The organism is Pseudomonas sp. CFBP 5748, assembly GCF_053850495.1.
Map to the genome: position 1 here is coordinate 251,752 of NZ_JBSPTN010000008.1, position 19,349 is coordinate 271,100.

Here is a 19,349-nt window from a genome sequence, read left to right on the forward strand (position 1 = left end):
CCCCATGAATGATTTACAGCTCGACGATTTCAAGAATGATGAGAACGCCGCCATGGTCCTGCTGGTCGACGACCAGGCGATGATCGGCGAGGCGGTGCGACGCGGGCTGTCGAATGAAGACAACATTGACTTCCACTTCTGCTCCGACCCTCACCAGGCCATCGCTCACGCTGTTCGCATCAAGCCAACGGTGATTCTTCAGGATCTGGTGATGCCCGGCCTCGACGGCCTGAACCTGGTGCGTGAATACCGCAACAATCCGGCCACTCGTGATATTCCGATCATTGTCCTGTCCACCAAGGAGGACCCGCTGGTCAAGAGCGCGGCGTTCGCTGCCGGGGCCAACGACTACCTGGTCAAATTGCCGGACAACATCGAGCTGGTGGCGCGCATCCGTTATCACTCGCGCTCCTACATGATGCTGTTGCAGCGCGATGCGGCCTATCGCGCCCTGCGGGTCAGCCAGCAGCAACTGCTCGACACCAACCTGGTGCTGCAACGGCTGATGAACTCCGACGGCCTGACCGGGCTGTCAAACCGCCGGCATTTCGATGAGTACCTGGAGCTGGAGTGGCGCAGGGCGATGCGCGATCAGAGCCAACTGTCGCTGTTGATGATCGACGTGGATTACTTCAAGTCCTATAACGACAACTTTGGTCATCTGGAGGGCGACGAAGCCCTGCGCAAGGTTGCCACGGCGATCCGTGATGCATGCAGTCGCCCGTCCGACCTGCCGGCTCGTTACGGCGGTGAGGAGTTCGCCCTGGTCTTGCCCAGCACCTCGGCTGGCGGCGCGCGGCTGATGGCGGAAAAGCTGCGCCAGAGCGTCGTTGCCCTGAAAATCCCCCACACCACTCCCGACGACGGAGCAAGCCTGACCATCAGCGTCGGCGTCGCGACTCTCACCCCTCAGCCGGGCAGTGATTGCCGGCAGCTGATTTCGGCGGCGGATAAGGGGTTGTACATGGCCAAGCACAATGGGCGTAATCGGGTGGGTTTCGAATAATTTGTCACGCTGGGAGGGATGCTTTTGTGGCGAGGGGTATTGTGCAGAATCCCTCCTGAACCTCATTCCCCCCTAAAGCCGCCAGGCGGGCTGCCGCTGGCGTTTGATTACGTTATACTCGCCGGCTTTCAAAAGTTCGCCAACGAGTGCTGCCCGCCATGGAAATCAACCCGATCCTGAACACCATCAAGGACCTGTCCGAGCGCTCCGAAACTATTCGGGGGTATCTTTGACTACGATCAAAAGCATGAGCGTCTGACCGAAGTCAATCGCGAGCTTGAAGATCCGAATGTCTGGAACAACCCGTCCTATGCCCAGGAACTGGGCCGCGAGCGCGCTGCGCTGGCGCAGATCGTCGAGACCCTGGACGAAATGTCCAGCGGCCTGGCCGACTGCCGCGACCTGTTGGACATGGCCGTCGAAGAAAACGATGAAGGCGCGGTCGGCGATGTCGTCGCCGAGCTGACACGTCTCGAGGAGGCCTTGGCCAAACTCGAGTTCCGTCGCATGTTCAGCGGCGAGATGGACATGAACAACGCCTACCTGGACATCCAGGCCGGTTCCGGCGGCACCGAGGCCCAGGACTGGGCCAACATCCTGCTGCGCATGTACCTGCGCTGGGCCGACAAACGCGGTTTCGACGCGACCATCATGGAACTGTCGGCCGGTGAAGTCGCCGGGATCAAGGGCGCCACCGTGCACATCAAGGGCGAATACGCCTTTGGCTGGCTGCGTACCGAGATCGGCGTGCACCGCCTGGTGCGCAAGAGCCCGTTCGATTCCGGCAACCGTCGCCACACCTCGTTCTCGGCGGTGTTCGTTTCGCCGGAAATCGATGACAACATCGAAATCGACATCAACCCGTCGGACCTGCGCATCGATACCTACCGTTCCTCCGGGGCCGGTGGCCAGCACGTTAACACCACCGATTCGGCCGTACGGATTACCCACGTACCGACCAACACCGTGGTCAGTTGCCAGAACGAGCGCTCCCAGCACGCCAACAAAGACACCGCGATGAAAATGCTGCGGGCCCGTTTGTACGAGCAGGAAGTGCAGAAGCGCAACGCGGCGTCCCAGGCCCTGGAAGACACCAAGTCGGACATCGGCTGGGGTCATCAGATCCGTTCGTACGTACTCGACGCCTCGCGGATCAAGGACCTGCGCACCAGCATCGAACGCAGCGACTGCGACAAGGTGCTCGATGGCGACATCGACGAATACCTGGTGGCGAGCCTCAAGCAAGGCCTGTAACGCGATACCCATGCGGCGGGCAGGCACGCTTCCACTCAGGAGCGAGGCTTGTCCGCAAACTCCGGCCCCGGGGCCGGGGGCAACGAACCTGTGATGGAATCATTAAAGACATGAGCGACCTAGAACTCGACCCGCAAGCCCTGCAACAGGAAGAAAACTCCCTGATCGCCCTGCGCAAGGAAAAGCTTGCTGCCGAGCGCGCCAAGGGCCAGGCCTTCCCCAACGACTTCCGCCGCGACGCCTACTGCGACGCCCTGCAGAAGACGTACGCGGACAAGACCAAGGAAGAGCTGGCCGAGGCGGCGATTCCCGTCAAGGTGGCCGGTCGTATCATGCTCAACCGTGGTTCGTTCATGGTGATCCAGGACATGACCGGGCGCATCCAGGTCTACGTCAACCGCAAGACCCTGCCGGAAGAAACCCTGGCCGCCGTCAAGACCTGGGACCTGGGCGACATCATCGCCACCGAAGGCACCCTGGCCCGTTCCGGCAAGGGCGACCTGTATGTCGAAATGACCAGCGTGCGCCTGCTGACCAAGTCCCTGCGCCCGCTGCCGGACAAGCACCACGGCCTGACCGACACCGAGCAGCGCTATCGCCAGCGCTACGTTGACCTGATCGTCAACGAAGAAGTGCGCCAGACGTTCCGCGTGCGCTCGCAAGTCATCGCCCACATCCGCAGCTTCCTGATGAAGCGTGACTTCCTGGAAGTCGAGACGCCGATGCTGCAGACCATCCCTGGCGGTGCGGCGGCCAAGCCGTTCGAGACTCACCACAACGCCCTGGACATGGAAATGTTCCTGCGTATCGCCCCGGAGCTGTACCTCAAGCGCCTGGTGGTTGGCGGGTTCGAGAAGGTGTTCGAGATCAACCGCAACTTCCGTAACGAAGGCGTTTCGACCCGGCACAACCCTGAGTTCACCATGCTCGAGTTCTACCAGGCTTACGCCGACTACGAAGACAACATGGACCTGACCGAGGAACTGTTCCGCGAGCTGGCGCAGTTGATCCTGGGCAGCACCGACGTGCCTTATGGCGACAAGGTGTTCCACTTCGGCGAGCCGTTCGTGCGCCTGTCGGTGTTCGACTCGATCCTCAAGTACAACCCTGAACTGACCGCCGATGATCTGAACGACATCGACAAGGCCCGTGCCATCGCCAAGAAGGCCGGTGCCAAGGTGCTCGGCTTCGAAGGCCTGGGCAAGCTGCAAGTGATGATTTTCGAGGAGCTGGTCGAGCACAAGCTGGAACAGCCGCACTTCATCACCCAGTACCCGTTTGAAGTGTCGCCACTGGCTCGTCGTAATGACGAGAACCCAAGCGTCACCGACCGTTTCGAGCTGTTCATCGGTGGCCGTGAAATCGCCAACGCCTACTCCGAGCTCAACGATGCCGAAGACCAGGCCGAGCGTTTCATGGCCCAGGTGGCCGACAAGGACGCCGGCGACGATGAAGCCATGCACTACGATGCCGACTTTGTGCGGGCTCTTGAATATGGCATGCCGCCGACGGCGGGCGAGGGTATTGGCATCGATCGCCTGGTGATGTTGTTGACCAACTCACCGTCGATCCGGGATGTGATCCTCTTCCCGCACATGCGGCCTCAAGCGTAAATGTTTCAAATAAAAAGCCGCCTGGAAGGGCGGCTTTTTATTGCCTGTCTGGTACAAACGTATCAATTGGTTACTATTGAAATAGCGAGGATAGACCTGTCGTGAATCGTGCAATGGCTCCAGAAGGTGCAGCGGGCGTCGCCACTGCTGTCGCTGAAAGTGTTCAGTACCAGGGCCGCAAGGCCAGCCGACAGGGCAGTGAACAGCGCCGCCAGGAGATTCTCGACGCAGCCATGCGCATTGTGGTGCGTGATGGCGTGCGTGCGGTGCGCCACCGTGCCGTGGCCGCCGAAGCAGGCGTGCCGCTGTCGGCCACCACTTATTATTTCAAGGACATCGATGACCTGCTCACCGATACCTTCGCCCAATACGTGGAACGCAGCGCGGCGTTCATGGCCAAACTGTGGACCAACAATGAAGGCCTGCTGCGGGAAATGGTCGCCTACGGCGACGGCAGCGCCGAATCCCGTTCGCAGCTGGCCGACGACATTGCCCGGCTGACCGCCGATTACGTGCAGCATCAATTGGACAGTCGCCGCGAGTACCTGATGGCCGAACAGGCGTTCCGCCAGGAGGCGCTGCTCAACCCGCGCCTGGCAGAGCTGGTGCGCTCCCACCAGCAGATCCTGCTGCACGGTACGTGTCAGTTTTTCCAGGTATTGGGTTCCCGCGAACCGCAACAGGATGCCAAAGTGTTGACGGCGATTATCGGTCGGATGGAATATCAGGGCTTGCTCAATGGCGCCGAGCCGGTAGCAGCGCAAGAAATGCTCGGTATCCTGACCCGCTACATGCACCTGGTATTGGCGTCGGTGTAACCCCGATGGGTTCACCACAGCCCTTGTAGCGAGGGAGCTTGCTCCCGCTTGAGCGCGCAGCGCTCACCAAAAAAGGGGGCCGCTGCGCAGCCCAGCGGGAGCAAGCTCCCTCGCCACAAAAGCAAGGCGACCTGTGCCATAGGGAGTTCCAATGAAAGCCTGGCGTGCCGTTGTATTGGCCGTGTCGTTGCTGTTGCTCAGTGGTTGTCTGGTGTCCTTCAAGGCGCCGTTGCCTGATAGCGAAGCCGCGCCCAAGGGCCTGCTCGGCCATTGGACCAGCACCAACGCCTGGGGTGAACCGTTGAACCTGGAGCTGGCCGAGATCGGCAAGCACCGCTATCAGGCGATCAGCTATTTCAGGGCCCGGCCCCAGGAGCGCGAAGCCATCCCCCTGACCGTTTCCCGTCATGGCAGCCGTTGGTACCTGTCAGCCAAGGTGCCGGCCCGGTATGGCGGACATTATGTGATCGCCGGGTTCGAGTTGACCGACAAGCAGGAACTGGTGGTCTACAACCTGGACCTGGAACAGGTCAACCAGGCCATCGGTCAGAAAATCCTCAGCGGCGAGCCAAACCAGAGCGAGGAAGGTGACGGCGTGTTGGTGGACAGCGACATGAGCAAGGTTTTCAGCTATCTCGACGACCCGGCCAATTCCGATGTGTTCTCGGAGGCCGTGCGCTACCAGCGGCTGGACAAATCCCAATAACTGCAACAAGCGGACGTTTTTTCACAGGAGTTCCGGGTGGACGATTACCAGCAGACGATACGCACCTTGTCCGATCGCATTGTGCTGGCGCAAACGCCGATTCGCATTCTCGACGCGGTGAAATGGGATGACAGCATCCGCAAAGGATTTCTCAAGGCCAAGGGCAAGGAAATGCCCGCCGTGGACCGCGACTATTACCTCAACCGACCGCTGTCCTTCGATTCCAGCAAGGTGAAGCTGGAGTTCCAGAACATCGAGCGTGACATCACCCGCCAGCTCGGCCAGTTCAACCCGGTTGGCCAGATCATGCGCCGCATGTGCAAGGAATACCGCATGGTGGTGCGCATGCTCGAAGCACGCGGCACCGAGGATTTCGGGCTGATTTCCCAGGAGTTGTACGGCGCGGCTTCCGACGCCTTTCATGCTGGCGACCCGACCCTGGCGGACTTGGGCCTGATGCTGTCCGACTACCTGAACAACATCGATGGCCGTGGCGACCTGAAGGACGAGCCGAAGATTCTTACCGCCAAGGACGCCGTCAGCCTGTTGCAACATCGCCTCAACCGGGTTTTTGGTGAAGCCGAGGAAACCATCCGGGTGTTCGAGTCCGATGGGATTGTGGCCGATGCGGCGGCGGGTGCGGACTACATCAAAATCCGCACCGATGCGATGTTCAACGACCGCGACGTGCGGGCCCTGGAAGTCCACGAAGGGCTGGTACACGTTGGCACCACCCTCAACGGCTTGAACCAGCCGATCTGCACCTTCCTGTCCAAGGGCCCGCCCTCGTCCACCGTGACCCAGGAAGGCCTGGCGATCCTGATGGAAATCATCACCTTCGCCTCCTACCCCAGCCGCCTGCGCAAACTTACCAACCGCACCCGCGCCATTCATATGGTCGAGGAGGGTGCCGATTTCCTGCAGATCTTCGAGTTCTTCCGCGAGCAAGGTTTTGAAATGGCCGAAAGCTATGGCAACGCCAGTCGGGTTTTCCGTGGCTCGGTGCCGACTGGTCTGCCATTCACCAAAGACTTGTCCTACCTCAAGGGCTTTATCATGGTTTACAACTACATTCAGTTGGCCGTGCGCAAGGGCAAGCTGGAACAGGTGCCGTTGCTGTTCTGCGGCAAGACCACGCTTGAGGACATGCGCACCCTGCGGCAACTGGTGGACGAAGGCCTGGTCGTGCCGCCCAAGTACCTGCCCGAGCAGTTCCGCGACATGAACGCGCTGTCGGCCTGGATGTGTTTCTCCAACTTCCTGAACCATCTGAGCCTGGACCGGATCGAAGCGGATTATTCCAATATCCTTTAAGCACCACACTGTCCAACAAATGTGGGAGTGGGCTTGCTCGCGAAAGCGGTGTACCCGTCACTGTATAGGTGACTGATACGACTCCTTCGCGAGCAAGCCCGCTCCCACAGGGGACTGTGATCCAACCCTGATTTTTGCGAGGTTTCACCGGATGCGAACCCTCGGCATCGTATGCCTGCTGCTGGCCCTGAGCGGTTGCAGCTCGCTGCTGTTCTACCCCGAGCCCGGCCTGCCTTTCACCCCGGAGCGGGCCAGGCTCGATTATCGTGACGTCACCCTGGTCACGGCCGACGGCCTCAAGCTCCACGGCTGGTGGCTGCCGGTCAAGCCAGGCGTGGCGGTCAAGGGCACGGTGCTGCATTTGCACGGCAACGGCGGCAACCTGGCCTGGCACCTGGGCGGCAGTTGGTGGTTGCCGGAGCAGGGTTATCAGGTGTTGATGGTCGACTACCGCGGCTACGGCCTCTCCGAAGGCGAGCCGAGCCTGCCGGCGATCTACCAGGACGTCGACGCGGCGTTCAAATGGCTCGACCAGTCGCCCGAGGTCCAGGGCAAACCGCTGGTGCTGCTCGGCCAGAGCCTGGGCGGCGCGCTGGCGGTGCATTATCTGGTCGAACATCCGCAGCGCCAGCAGCAGCTCAAGGCACTGGTGCTCGATGGCGTGCCCGCCAGTTATCGCGACGTCGGGCGTTTCGCCCTGAGTACGTCGTGGCTGACCTGGCCGTTGCAGGTACCGTTGTCCTGGCTGGTGCCGGACGGTGACAGCGCAATCGGCTCGGTGGCGCAATTGACCGGTGTGCCGAAATTGATCTACCACAGCCTGGACGACCCCATCGTGCCCCTTTCCAATGGCATCCGTCTGTATCAAGCTGCGCCGCCACCCCGAGTCCTGCAACTGACCCGTGGTGGGCATGTGCAGACGTTCGCCGACCCGGTCTGGCGCACGGTGATGCTGCGCTACCTCGACGACCCCCAGCACTTTGACGGCCTGCGCCGCCTGGGCGAAGTCCCGAATTATCCGAAATCACCTGTTGAATTTTCAGAGAGCCCGCAATGAGCGAAGAACGTAACGCCATCCCCCTGATCATCACCGGTATCTGCAGCATCCTCGGCACCGTTGGAGTGCTCTGGTACTACGGTTACCTGCACTTCGCCAAGCCTGAGGACGCCCTGCTGCTCAACCAATTCACCATGCTCAAGACCGTGCCGGGCGAAGACTACAAAGTCGCCCTGGAGCCGGCGCCGCAGGTGGCCCAGTGCATCGACGGCGTGCTGGTGTTGTTCGACACCGAACAGAAAGGCCTGACCGGCGTGCTGATCAACGAGAAGAAGCGTGCGGTGCGCTGCATGGGGCAGGAGACGCCGCAGAAGCTTCAGCCGTAACGCTGATGATATGAGTGTGGGGGAGCGGGCTTGCTCGCGAAGGCGGTGTGTCAGTCACCGTATAGGTAGCAGACCCGACGCTTTCGCGAGCAAGCCCGCTCCCACAAGGGAAATGTGTTGGCCGATAAAAAAGCCCCGCCCGATTAACTCAGGCGGGGCTTTTCAGTTGCACTCAACCGATCAATTGGCGCTCATGGTCGAACGCGGGGCGACGGGCTGGTTGTCGTTGGAAATGGTCACTTCCACCCGACGGTTCATGGCACGGCCCGAGACGCTGTTGTTGTCCGCCACGGCGAATTCCTTGCCGTAACCCTGGGTCACGATGCGGGCCGGATCGACCCCCATTTTCACCAGCGCGAGTTGTACGGAGCCGGCGCGACGCTCGGACAGCGACTGGTTGTAGGAATCCGAACCGGTGCTGTCGGTGTAGCCTTCGATGATCACCTTGCGGTCCGGGTTTTCCTGGAGGAACTGCGCCAGTTTGCTCACATTCGTCATGCCGCTGGCGCGCAGGTCGGATTTGTTGGTGGCGAACAGCACGTCACCGAAGGTCACCAGGGTGCCGCGTTCGGTCTGCTTGGCGTTCAGGCTGTCCTGCAGTTGCTTGATCTGCGCATTACGCGCATCGAGCAAGGCGCGGGCACGTTCGTCACCGGCGTTTTTCAGTCCCGCTTCGGCGTTGCGCAGGGCGATGGTCTGCTTGGCCACTTCAACGCGCTGGTTGGTCAGGTAGGCCAACTGGTCAACCTTGGCTTCGTCTTCCTTGTCCATGTAGGCCTTGTCGGCCTTGGCCAGGAAGTCGGCGGCGTCTTTGGTTTCCAGGGCGGCGACTTTGGTTGCCGCCGGATCAGCCTGCAGGCCGGTGTAGTTGGTACGGGCCTGTTCCAGGTTCGCGTTCGGGTCGGTGGAGCAAGCGGCCAGCGCTACGCAGGCAGCGAGCAGGGCGGGCATCATCAAGTGTTTGTGCATCATAGTCTGTCGTCCTTTTATCAATGAGAATTACGTCGTGGCGCGAACGGTCTACTGAACCTTGTTCATGCCTTCCTGACGCAGTTCCTGGACCCCTTTCTGGGAGTCCTTGAGTGCTTGTTCGGCCTTGGCGGCCTGCGCCTTACGCTCGGCGACGCGGGCATCCCACTCGGCCTGTTCGGCCAAACGCTTGGCTTCGTCGTATTTCTTGTCGTGCATGGCGATCTCGGCCTGTTTGAGCTTGTCCTGGGCCGACTTCATTTCCACAGCCGCGAATTCGGTACCGCCGGCGCTGACGGCGCTGTTGACCGCCGATTGGGTCACCGCGTATTGCTCCGAAGGTGGATTGCCGGCGCAGCCGGCCAGGATGAAGCTGCTACCGATAGCCAGGGCAGCCAACTTCAGGCCACGCAGGCCTGTGGATGAGGGTTTGGCAGTGCAGGTATTCATAGGCTTCAACTCCATTGGAAAACTCCTGAAAAAAACAACGAATCCATGCTGGGACCGAAGCTGTGACGTCTGTTTTGGCGCTGGCGCCAGGGCGCGTTTATTTAAACGACTGTTCCAGTATGGTTACTCGGTGTGACCCGAGACGTTTTTCAAAAGTTCAGAGAAGATGGCCAATCGCCAAAAGAATTACTGACTGATCGGTCAGTTGTAAAAAAGCTGAACTTTCAAGGCGCGCAGCGGTATTCCCGGCACTGAACAGTGCCGGGATGTCGCTCTATGGGATGGGGAAATCAGTGTTTGGACTTGTCGTTCTGCGAGGACAGTTCGTGCAGATGACGGCGGGACAAGGCGAGAAATCGCGGGGTCGGGCCGACGTCTTCATACAGTGGGTCACCTTCTTCATCGGTGGCCACCACCTGAGAACCCTTGATGTACGGGAAGCTCGCTTCCAGCTCTTCCAGCGCCGCGCCGATCAGCTCGCCCAACAGCTCTTCGGGGTGGCGCTTGGGGTACATGTCGCAGATCGCTGCCAGTCGGGCGGCGGCTTCCACGTCCAGGTGAATCGTGTAGCCAGTCTGGGTCAGGCGACCCTTGGCGTTTTCTTCCCAATGCTGGGCGAGCTCACGAATTTTCATGATGGCCTCAATAGGCCTGCTCGTAGCAGGCGCGGTGAGTGGCAAGCCGTTGTGTGGCTTATTTATGAGACTAGCTTTGTCCCGTAAGGTTTAAAGTCCCTTCGTCGCTTGTCAGAAACGACTGGCATCGGCACTCTCTATTTCCTGCGTCTAACCCGATCGCTGTGCGGACCTTTTTGCTGGAGAACTGCTGATGACCGATATCGATGCCCGCTTGCGCGAGGATGTCCACCTGCTCGGCGAGCTGCTGGGCAATACCATCCGCGAACAGTACGGGGACACGTTTCTCGACAAGATCGAGCAGATCCGCAAGGGTGCCAAGGCTGACCGACGCGGCTCCGTGGACGCCGAGCTCAGCGCCAGCCTCAACCAGTTGAGCGAGGACGAACTGCTGCCCGTGGCGCGGGCATTCAACCAGTTCCTCAACCTGGCCAACATCGCTGAGCAATACCAACTTATCCACCGTCGCGAAGAGTCGCAGCCGGCACCGTTCGAGGCGCGGGTGTTGCCGGAACTGCTTGCCCGGTTGCGCGCCGAAGGCCATGGCGCCGAGTCCCTGGCGCGGCAATTGGGCCGCCTGGAGATCGAACTGGTGCTCACGGCTCACCCGACTGAAGTGGCCCGCCGCACGCTGATCCAGAAATACGATGCCATCGCCGCGCAACTGGCAGCCCAGGACCACCGTGACCTGACCAGCGCCGAGCGCGCGCAGATCCACGAGCGCCTGCAACGACTGATCGCCGAAGCCTGGCACACCGAAGAAATCCGCCGCACCCGACCGACCCCCGTGGATGAAGCCAAATGGGGCTTTGCGGTGATCGAGCATTCGCTGTGGCAAGCCATTCCCAATTACCTGCGCAAGGCTGACCAGGCGTTGCACGCCGCCACCGGGTTGCGCTTGCCGCTGGAAGCCGCGCCGATTCGTTTTGCCTCGTGGATGGGCGGTGACCGTGACGGCAACCCGAATGTCACCGCCACGGTTACCCGCGAGGTGCTGTTGCTGGCGCGCTGGATGGCGGCGGACCTGTACCTGCGTGACGTTGACCACCTGGCCGCCGAGCTGTCGATGCAACACGCCAGCGAGGCCTTGCGCGCCCAGGCAGGCGATAGCGCCGAGCCCTATCGCGCGGTACTCAAGCAATTGCGTGAACGCCTGCGCGCCACCCGCAACTGGGCCCACGCGTCCTTGAGCGCCAGCACACCCGCGCCCGCCGAGGTGTTGCAGAACAACCGCGAACTGCTGGACCCCTTGGAGCTGTGCTACCACTCCCTGCACGAATGCGGCATGGGCGTGATTGCCGACGGGCCGTTGCTCGATTGCCTGCGCCGGGCGGTGACCTTCGGGCTGTTCCTGGTGCGCCTCGATGTGCGCCAGGACTCGACGCGCCATAGCGCTGCCATGACCGAAATCACCGACTACCTGGGCCTGGGGCGCTATGAGGATTGGAGCGAGGAGCAGCGCATCAGCTTCTTGCTGGGCGAGCTGAACAACCGGCGTCCGCTGTTACCCGCCCATTTCAAACCGTCGGCCGATACGGCGGAAGTCCTGGCCACCTGCCGGGAAGTGGCGGCGGCACCGGCGGCGTCCCTGGGGTCGTACGTGATCTCCATGGCCGGCGCGGCCTCCGATGTACTGGCGGTGCAACTGCTGTTGAAAGAATCCGGTGTGTTGCGGCCGATGCGGGTGGTGCCGCTGTTCGAAACCCTGGCCGACCTGGACAACGCCGGGCCGGTGATCGAGCGGTTGTTACTGCTGCCGGGCTATCGCTCACGGCTGCAAGGGCCCCAGGAAGTGATGATCGGCTATTCCGATTCGGCCAAGGACGCCGGGACCACGGCGGCAGCCTGGGCGCAATACCGCGCCCAGGAACGGCTGGTGGACATCTGCCGCGAGCAGCAAGTCGAACTGCTGTTGTTCCACGGTCGCGGTGGCACCGTGGGCCGCGGCGGCGGTCCGGCTCACGCGGCGATCCTGTCCCAACCGCCGGGCTCGGTGGCCGGACGTTTCCGCACCACAGAACAGGGTGAAATGATTCGTTTCAAATTCGGCCTACCGGACATCGCCGAACAGAACCTCAATCTGTATCTCGCCGCAGTGCTTGAAGCGACCTTGCTGCCACCGCCGCCGCCCACGCCCCAGTGGCGACATTTGATGGATGAACTGGCCGCCGACGGCGTCAGCGCCTATCGCGCCGTGGTGCGGGAAAACCCGCAGTTCGTCGAGTACTTCCGCCAATCCACGCCGGAGCAGGAACTGGGGCGCCTGCCTTTGGGCAGTCGGCCGGCCAAGCGCCGGGCCGGCGGTATCGAAAGCTTGCGGGCGATCCCGTGGATTTTCGGTTGGACCCAGACCCGCTTGATGTTGCCGGCCTGGCTTGGCTGGGAAACCGCCCTGGGCAAGGCCCTGGAGCGCGGCGAAGGCGAACTGCTGGGACAGATGCGCGAGCAATGGCCGTTCTTCCGGACCCGCATCGACATGCTGGAGATGGTACTGGCCAAGGCTGACGCCGACATTGCGCGTTCCTACGATGAACGTTTGGTCGAGCCTGGGCTGTTACCTTTGGGTGCGCATTTACGCGACCTATTGTCGCAGGCGTGTTCGGTAGTCCTGGGGTTGACCGGTCAGTCGCAGCTACTGGCACATAGCCCAGATACCTTGGAATTCATTCGCCTGCGCAACACCTACCTCGACCCGCTGCACCTGTTGCAGGCCGAACTGCTGGCACGTTCGCGGCAGCAGGAGGTTGCCCAGGGCAGCCCCGTGGAACAGGCGTTGCTGGTGTCTGTGGCGGGGATTGCCGCCGGTTTGCGCAATACCGGCTAAGGTTAGGCAGCGCGCCGAAACGGCTCGCCCGAAGTCCCTGGGCGCGGTCTGGGAGGGGAGAGGAGTGTTCGGCCAGGCGAGAGTTCGTGGCCCGGTTGCGCCTCTCGCCACCTCCTGCGAAGGTCGCATCGGGCGCGGGTTTCTTCGACTTTCGGCGGCTTGTGTGGGTCGGGCCTGCTGTGTATCTTGATCAGCCTTTGGCCGTTTGGGCGGTCACGATCCTGTTTTTCCGAGATTGGCCCCACGAGGCGAATCCGAGCGTTTTACATAAAAAAATTGAGGAGCACATCGATGCGCGTCATTCTGCTGGGAGCTCCCGGGGCCGGTAAAGGTACTCAGGCAAAGTTCATCACCGAAAAATTCGGTATCCCGCAAATTTCCACTGGCGACATGCTGCGTGCCGCAGTCAAGGCTGGCACCGAGCTGGGCGTCAAGGCCAAGAGCATCATGGATGCCGGTGGCCTGGTGTCGGATGACCTGATCATCGCCCTGGTCAAGGATCGCATCGCTCAAGCCGATTGCGCCAACGGCTTTCTGTTCGACGGTTTCCCACGCACCATTCCCCAGGCCGAAGCCCTGGTGACTGCCGGTGTAGAGCTTGATCACGTGGTTGAAATCGCGGTCGACGACGAAGAGATCGTCCAGCGCATTGCCGGTCGTCGTGTCCACGAGCCGTCCGGCCGTGTCTACCACACCGTCTACAACCCACCGAAAGTCGCCGGCAAGGACGACGTCACCGGTGAAGAGCTGGTGCAGCGCAAGGACGACACCGAGGAAACCGTGCGTCATCGCCTGTCGGTCTATCATTCCCAGACCAAGCCGCTGGTGGCGTTCTACCAGAATCTGTCCACTGCCAATGGCAAGCCGAAGTACAGCCACATCCCGGGCGTTGGCTCGGTCGACGCGATCACTGGCAAGGTGCTTGAAGCGCTGAGCTGAAAAGTCTGATTCGCGTCATCAACTACGGCCCGCTTGCGGGCCGTAGTTGTTTATACTGGCGCACTTTTTCCCACCTGATTTACGGACACATCGATGAGCACCTTGCTGGCCCTGGACACCGCGACTGAAGCTTGCTCCGTTGCCTTGCTGCACGACGGCAAGGTCACGAGCCATTACGAGGTGATCCCGCGCCTGCATGCGCAAAAGCTGTTGCCGATGATTCAACAATTGCTCAGCGATGCCGGGACGACTTTGCAGGCGGTGGATGCGATTGCCTTTGGTCGTGGGCCGGGGGCTTTTACTGGCGTGCGCATCGCCATCGGCGTGGTGCAGGGGCTGGCGTTTGCGCTGGAGCGGCCGGTGTTGCCGGTTTCCAACCTGGCGGTGCTGGCCCAGCGCGCCTTGCGCGAGCAGGGCGTGCGGCAAGTCGCGGCGGCCATCGATGCGCGCATGGATGAGGTGTACTGGGGCTGCTATCGCGAAACTGACGGCGAGATGCGCCTGGTCGGTGCCGAAGCGGTATTGCCGCCCGAAGCCGCGGCTTTGCCGAACGAAGCCGATGGCGACTGGTTCGGCGCTGGCACCGGTTGGGGCTACGGCGAGCGAATTGCGGTCAACCTCAGCGGCCAGGACGCCTCGATGCTGCCCCATGCCGAAGACCTGCTGGCCCTGGCACGCTTCGCCTGGGAGCGCGGCGAAGCCATCCCGGCGGATGATGCCCAGCCGGTGTACCTGCGGGACAAGGTCGCAACGCCGAAATCCGAACGGTAAACCCCGGCTTGACCGCATTCCCAAGCGGGCAGCGTTGTAGGAGCTGCCGAAGGCTGCGATCCTTCTATTGACGCTTGAGTCTCAAGTGAAAAGTCAAAGATCAAAAGATCGCAGGCTTCGCCAGCGCCTACACCCAGCTGGGATAAATCCCCTCGCTAAAAAAAGTCATTTCCCTACTCAAAAGTCACGCCCCCTATCGCCAGTCGTCACTTTTTTCACCCGTTTTTAAACCTTTTTGGCTTTATGTGTTCTAGTTATCACTTGCGCATTTGCGCGGCTGTGAAAGTGCCGCTAAATTGCCATCATTGATACCGAGCATTCTGTTATGCGTATAGACGGCGTTCCATCCCAGTCCTATCCCCTCAAGCGCAAGCCTCGTGCGGGCAAAGCCGCTGAGCCTGAGTCCTTCGATGACATCGATGGTGAACTGGAATTTCCGTCCGAAGAACAACTGGCCGCCCGCGCCGCCAAAGCTTCCGCGCAACGCCTGAGCAACCTTCCCGCCCGTCAGCAAGACATGCTGTATCACCGTTCCATGAGCCGCAGCGTGGCCACGGCCCTGGCCAGCTACCTGAGCACCGCCGGTTTCGTCGATTGGGATATGGAAGTGCTGGGACTCGACCTCTACATCTGATGGTGTTGCCTTATTACCTGGGCTGCCCGTCCTGGAGCGAAAACGCCTGGCGCGATTATCTTTATCCCCAGGACGCGAAAAGCTCCGACTTCCTGAATCTCTATTCTCAAGTGTTCAATGCCGTGGAAGGCAATACGACCTTCTACGCCAGCCCGTCTGCGGCCATCGTGCAGCGCTGGGCCGAGACCATGCCCGAGCACTTTCGCTTCACTGCCAAGTTGCCCGGTGACATCAGCCACAATGGCGACTTGCGTGAACGCCTGACGGCCAGCGAAACCTTCGTGCAGTTGCTCAGCCCCTTGGGCGAGCGGGTTTCACCGTTCTGGCTGCAGTTATCCAAAGCCTTCACACCCCATCGAATGGCCGAGCTGGCGGGCTTTATCGACGCCTTCGAGCAGCCATTGGCGGTGGAGGTCCGTCACGATGAGTTCTTCGCCAAGGGCGACGCCGAACGACGCCTCAATCGCCTGTTGCTCGACCGTGGCGTCGAACGCATTTGCCTCGATCCCCGGGCCTTGTTCAGCTGCACCTCGACCGATCCTGCCGTGCTCCACGCGCAATCGAAAAAGCCCCGCGTACCACCCCGGCCAACGGCATTCACCCAATGCCCGCAGGTGCGCTTCATCGGTCATCCGGTGCTGGAGGCCAACGAGCCGTTCCTGACGCCCTGGGTGGAGAAAATCGCCGGTTGGATCGAAGAAGGGCGCACGCCTTATATCTTCCTGCACACCGCTGACAACCTGCTGGCGGCGAAACTCGCACAACGCTTCCACACTCGCTTGATGACTCGTTTGCCTGGCTTGCCGGCCCTGCCTGAGCTATATAGAGAGCCCGCCGCCGAGCAACTGGGTTTGCTCTGAGGCCAAACCCTCTCTGCCCAGGAGCGAACTACATGGATGCGCAAACCCGTCGAGCCCAGGCGTTCAAAGCCTTGCACGAACGCGAAGGGGCTTTTGTCATTCCCAATCCATGGGATGCCGGTTCCGCCAAAATGTTGGCCAGCCTTGGCTTCGAGGCCCTGGCGACGACCAGTGCCGGCCATGCTTTTTCCCTGGGCCGGCCAGATGGTGCATTGGGGCTGGAAGACACCCTGGCCAACGTCCGGGCGATTGTCGCTGCCACTGACCTGCCGGTAGCGGTGGACCTGGAGAATGGTTTTGCCGATGCACCCCAGGAGTGCGCCCGCAACCTGCTACGTGCCGCAGAAGCTGGCGCGGTGGGTGGCTCGATCGAAGATGCCACGGGCCGCGAAGACAGCCCGATCTATTGCTTTGAGCATGCCGTGGCGCGGGTCAAGGCCGCCGCCGACGCCGTGCGCAGTTTGCCATACCCGTTCCTGCTGACCGCCCGGGCGGAAAACTTCCTGCATGGCAATCCCGACCTGGATGACACGATTCGTCGCCTGAAAGCTTTCGCCGATGCCGGTGCCGACGTGCTCTACGCCCCGGGCCTGAGCACCGCCAAACAAGTGCTCGCCGTGGTACAGGCCGTGGCGCCGAAACCGGTGAATGTGTTGATGTCCGGGGCGCTGGAGCTGACGGTCGCGCAATTGAGTGAGTTGGGCGTCAAGCGCATCAGCGTCGGCTCGGCCCTGGCCCTGGCCGCGTATGGCGAATTCTTCCGCGCTGCCGAGGAGATCCAGCAGCAGGGCACGTTTACCTTCACTCGCCGCTCGATGCCGTTCAAGCAGGCCAACCAATTATTCAAGGGTTGATGCCCGAGGCGTTGTCGTGCGGTTTTTGAAAGGCTTTGCGGTATTGGTGCTGATTGTTGGCTGTGCAGCGCTGGCGGTATGGCGCGGCTGGCTGTCGGTGCCGCCCCAATGGAATCCTTGGGCGCCCCTGGATGTCAATGTGGCGCCCAACTGGTTGACCCGCTTCAAGCTCATGGCCCTGCGCAACGACCCGCAGCTATGTGACCAGGCCCTCGCCACCTCGGGGTTGCGGACCGTTCGCCAGGCTGACAGTGGCGTCAATACCGATTGCCCGCTGACCAATGTGCTGAGGGTGCAGGGTGGCGAGGTGGCGTTGAGCAGCAGTTTTCTTGCGAGCTGTCCGTTGGCGGTGGCGTTTGCGCTGTTCGAGCGCCATGCGTTACAGCCGGCGGCAGTGGCGGCCTATGGGCAGAAAGTCACGCGGGTCGATCACCTTGGCAGTTTTGCTTGTCGCAACATGTACGGTCGTGAAAGCGGGGCGCGCAGCCAGCACGCCACGGCCAGTGCGTTGGATATCGCCGGGTTTCGCCTGGCCGATGGCCGCAGCATCAGCGTGCTCGGGGACTGGCCAAAGGACAATGCCAATGCGCGGTTCTTGCGCCAGGCACGCGACGGCGCCTGCGATATGTTCAGTGTGGTCTTGAGTCCGGATTACAACGTGGCGCACCGCAACCATTTTCATCTGGATGTGGGGCCGTGGTGGATATGTCGCTGAGTCAGGCAGCGATACGCAGGTTCTGCAGCACGATCGGGCGTGCCCAGCGAATGTCGAAGTCCAATTGTTTCTGCTGCGCCACCATCTCTTCTTCCGGGAAGGGCGGGAAGGGTTTGTCCAGCAGATCGAGTTCGAACTCGGCAATTGGCAGGTGCAGCGGACGTGGCTGCGGGGCCGGGCCAGGTTCTGGCAGTGGTTGACCGGCGGCGAGGACGAGCGGGCGAACCCAGTTGCTCTCGAAGGTCTGTTGTTTTTGCTGGGCGACGATTTCTTCTTCCGGGAACGGTGGGAAGGGTTTGTCCAGCAAGTCGAGTTCGAATTCGGCGATGGGCAGGAACAGTGGCTCAGGCGGTTTGACCAGGGTTTCGATCACGTCGCAGGTGCGTTGGCTGACGATGTGCTCCAGCAGTTCGGCGCCGAGGGTCGGTTCAACCGCTTCATCGAGGGCCACTGGCTGGTAGCTGCCAGGTGCCGGTGCGTTATCACCCAGTTGATCGGCCAGGGCCCGGGCAAAAAAATCCTGCCACAGGTGACTGACGCCGCTCAGCGCTTGAGTGTTTCGCAGGCTGTAATCGCCGTAAGGGGAGATAATGCCTATCGATGTGGTTTGAATGTCTGACATTTTTCTCGGTCGACGCTCAGCTCTGGCAAAATGCCGTTCACCATTGTTATCGGCCGCTTTTGCCGATCATTAATTTTTTGAGCGTGTTTTCCATGAGTGAGCAACCTGCGGCCTGCCGCATCCATGTCCAAGCCCTGGCCCCGGCGTTCCAGCCTCAGGCCGAGCGCTGGGCCGAGCGGCTTGACCTGCCATTGCAGGTGGACGATGGCGAGTTTGCCTTGCAGGTCGGCGAACAGGGGCTGCAATTACAGCAACTGGGCCCGGACGCGCCGGGACCGGTGCGGGTGGACTTCGTCGATGGCGGGGCGGCCCATCGCCGGTTGTACGGTGGCGGCAGTGGTCAGATGATCGCCAAGGCGGTCGGGGTCGCCCAAGGCGTGCGTCCACGGGTGCTGGATGCCACGGCCGGGTTGGGCAAGGACGCGTTCGTGCTGGCGAGCCTGGGTTGCGAAATGAGCCTGATCGAACGCCAGCCGCTGATTGGTGCGTTGCTTGAAGACGGCTTGGCCCGTGGCGCGGAAGACTTTGAGGTGGCGCCCATCGTCGCCCGCATGCGTTTGCTCAAGGGCAATTCCATCGAGGTGATGCGCAACTGGGAAGGCGAGCCGCCGCAGGTGATCTACCTGGACCCGATGTTTCCTCACCGTGAGAAAACCGCCCTGGTGAAGAAGGAAATGCGCCTGTTCCGGCCCCTGGTCGGCGACGACCCGGACGCCCCGGCACTGCTCGCCGCGGCCCTGGCCCTGGCGACTCACCGAGTGGTGGTCAAACGCCCGCGCAAGGCCCCGTGCATCGAAGGACCCAAGCCGAGTCATGGGCTTGATGGCAAATCCAGCCGTTACGACATCTATCCCAAGAAAGCGCTCAAGCCCTGAGACCGCGTCGCCTGCATCGCGAGCAAGCTCGCTCCCACAGGGATCGGAGGTGAACGCAGATTCTGTGAACACCCTCGATCAAATTGTGGGAGCGAGCTTGCTCGCGA

20 protein-coding genes are annotated in these 19,349 nt (G+C 61.4%); 16 read left to right on the forward strand and 4 right to left on the reverse strand.

Features of this window, described 5'->3' with window-relative positions; translation table 11 throughout:
• Positions 1-4 precede the first annotated feature (4 nt).
• The 8 genes from ACWNZ1_RS20055 (at position 5) to ACWNZ1_RS20090 (ending at position 8,094) form a co-directional block, all read left to right on the forward strand.
• Complete coding sequence (locus tag ACWNZ1_RS20055) at positions 5-1,006, forward strand: diguanylate cyclase domain-containing protein (protein WP_135843882.1); 1,002 nt, start codon at positions 5-7, stop codon at positions 1,004-1,006.
• A gap of 158 nt (positions 1,007-1,164) precedes the next feature.
• A protein-coding gene (gene prfB / locus ACWNZ1_RS20060) for a peptide chain release factor 2 (protein WP_135843883.1) occupies positions 1,165-2,260 on the forward strand; the annotation gives its coding sequence in 2 pieces (ribosomal slippage) (positions 1,165-1,236 and positions 1,238-2,260; 1,095 coding nt in all).
• Between the two features lie 110 nt (positions 2,261-2,370).
• Positions 2,371-3,873 carry a lysine--tRNA ligase gene (lysS, locus tag ACWNZ1_RS20065; RefSeq protein WP_135843884.1) on the forward strand — a complete coding sequence of 501 codons (1,503 nt, stop codon included), beginning with the start codon at positions 2,371-2,373 and terminating at the stop codon, positions 3,871-3,873.
• A gap of 101 nt (positions 3,874-3,974) precedes the next feature.
• A complete protein-coding gene (locus tag ACWNZ1_RS20070; RefSeq protein WP_135843885.1) occupies positions 3,975-4,691 on the forward strand; it encodes a TetR/AcrR family transcriptional regulator in 717 nt (238 codons plus the stop codon).
• Positions 4,692-4,842: 151 nt separating this feature from the next.
• Positions 4,843-5,397 carry a hypothetical protein gene (locus tag ACWNZ1_RS20075; protein WP_135843886.1) on the forward strand — a complete coding sequence of 185 codons (555 nt, stop codon included), beginning with the start codon at positions 4,843-4,845 and terminating at the stop codon, positions 5,395-5,397.
• A gap of 36 nt (positions 5,398-5,433) precedes the next feature.
• A complete protein-coding gene (locus ACWNZ1_RS20080) occupies positions 5,434-6,711 on the forward strand; it encodes a flavohemoglobin expression-modulating QEGLA motif protein (protein ID WP_135843887.1) in 1,278 nt (425 codons plus the stop codon).
• Positions 6,712-6,862: 151 nt separating this feature from the next.
• Positions 6,863-7,768, forward strand: coding sequence for an alpha/beta hydrolase (locus tag ACWNZ1_RS20085; RefSeq protein WP_135843888.1), 906 nt, complete (start codon positions 6,863-6,865; stop codon positions 7,766-7,768).
• On the forward strand, positions 7,765-8,094 hold the full coding sequence (locus ACWNZ1_RS20090) for a hypothetical protein (RefSeq protein WP_135843889.1): 330 nt from the start codon (positions 7,765-7,767) through the stop codon (positions 8,092-8,094). Before ACWNZ1_RS20085 ends, ACWNZ1_RS20090 begins: the two co-directional genes overlap by 4 nt.
• 180 nt (positions 8,095-8,274) lie before the next feature.
• Here ACWNZ1_RS20090 and ACWNZ1_RS20095 read toward each other — a convergent pair whose 3' ends face one another.
• The 3 genes from ACWNZ1_RS20095 to ACWNZ1_RS20105 all read right to left on the reverse strand — a co-directional run bounded on the left by ACWNZ1_RS20095 (position 8,275) and on the right by ACWNZ1_RS20105 (position 10,148).
• Complete coding sequence (locus ACWNZ1_RS20095) at positions 8,275-9,063, reverse strand: OmpA family protein (protein WP_135847953.1); 789 nt, start codon at positions 9,061-9,063, stop codon at positions 8,275-8,277.
• Positions 9,064-9,114: 51 nt separating this feature from the next.
• Positions 9,115-9,528, reverse strand: coding sequence for a DUF4398 domain-containing protein (locus tag ACWNZ1_RS20100; protein ID WP_003198164.1), 414 nt, complete (start codon positions 9,526-9,528; stop codon positions 9,115-9,117).
• Positions 9,529-9,803: 275 nt separating this feature from the next.
• On the reverse strand, positions 9,804-10,148 hold the full coding sequence (locus ACWNZ1_RS20105) for a hypothetical protein (RefSeq protein WP_025212083.1): 345 nt from the start codon (positions 10,146-10,148) through the stop codon (positions 9,804-9,806).
• A gap of 193 nt (positions 10,149-10,341) precedes the next feature.
• Between ACWNZ1_RS20105 and ppc the strand changes: the two genes are divergently transcribed.
• The 7 genes from ppc (at position 10,342) to ACWNZ1_RS20140 (ending at position 17,745) form a co-directional block, all read left to right on the forward strand.
• Positions 10,342-12,972, forward strand: coding sequence for a phosphoenolpyruvate carboxylase (gene ppc, locus ACWNZ1_RS20110; RefSeq protein ID WP_135843890.1), 2,631 nt, complete (start codon positions 10,342-10,344; stop codon positions 12,970-12,972).
• Positions 12,973-13,263: 291 nt separating this feature from the next.
• Positions 13,264-13,911: an adenylate kinase gene (gene adk, locus ACWNZ1_RS20115; RefSeq protein ID WP_135843891.1), complete on the forward strand. Its 648-nt coding sequence runs from the start codon at positions 13,264-13,266 to the stop codon at positions 13,909-13,911.
• 93 nt (positions 13,912-14,004) lie between these two features.
• Positions 14,005-14,682, forward strand: coding sequence for a tRNA (adenosine(37)-N6)-threonylcarbamoyltransferase complex dimerization subunit type 1 TsaB (gene tsaB / locus ACWNZ1_RS20120; RefSeq protein WP_135843892.1), 678 nt, complete (start codon positions 14,005-14,007; stop codon positions 14,680-14,682).
• A 325-nt stretch (positions 14,683-15,007) separates the two neighbouring features.
• A complete protein-coding gene (locus ACWNZ1_RS20125; RefSeq protein WP_135843893.1) occupies positions 15,008-15,316 on the forward strand; it encodes a hypothetical protein in 309 nt (102 codons plus the stop codon).
• Positions 15,316-16,176, forward strand: a complete 861-nt coding sequence (locus ACWNZ1_RS20130; RefSeq protein ID WP_135843894.1) for a DUF72 domain-containing protein — start codon at positions 15,316-15,318, stop codon at positions 16,174-16,176. The genes ACWNZ1_RS20125 and ACWNZ1_RS20130 overlap by 1 nt, the downstream gene beginning before the upstream one ends.
• Before the next feature lie 32 nt (positions 16,177-16,208).
• Positions 16,209-17,030, forward strand: a complete 822-nt coding sequence (locus ACWNZ1_RS20135; protein WP_256452234.1) for an isocitrate lyase/PEP mutase family protein — start codon at positions 16,209-16,211, stop codon at positions 17,028-17,030.
• 16 nt (positions 17,031-17,046) lie between these two features.
• Complete coding sequence (locus ACWNZ1_RS20140) at positions 17,047-17,745, forward strand: extensin-like domain-containing protein (protein WP_256452235.1); 699 nt, start codon at positions 17,047-17,049, stop codon at positions 17,743-17,745.
• Position 17,746: 1 nt separating this feature from the next.
• Here ACWNZ1_RS20140 and ACWNZ1_RS20145 read toward each other — a convergent pair whose 3' ends face one another.
• Positions 17,747-18,367, reverse strand: a complete 621-nt coding sequence (locus ACWNZ1_RS20145; protein ID WP_135843897.1) for an energy transducer TonB — start codon at positions 18,365-18,367, stop codon at positions 17,747-17,749.
• 92 nt (positions 18,368-18,459) lie between these two features.
• On the opposite strand from ACWNZ1_RS20145, the gene ACWNZ1_RS20150 reads away from it, so the two are divergent.
• On the forward strand, positions 18,460-19,242 hold the full coding sequence (locus tag ACWNZ1_RS20150; RefSeq protein ID WP_456027820.1) for a class I SAM-dependent methyltransferase: 783 nt from the start codon (positions 18,460-18,462) through the stop codon (positions 19,240-19,242).
• The last annotated feature ends 107 nt before the right edge of the window (positions 19,243-19,349 follow it).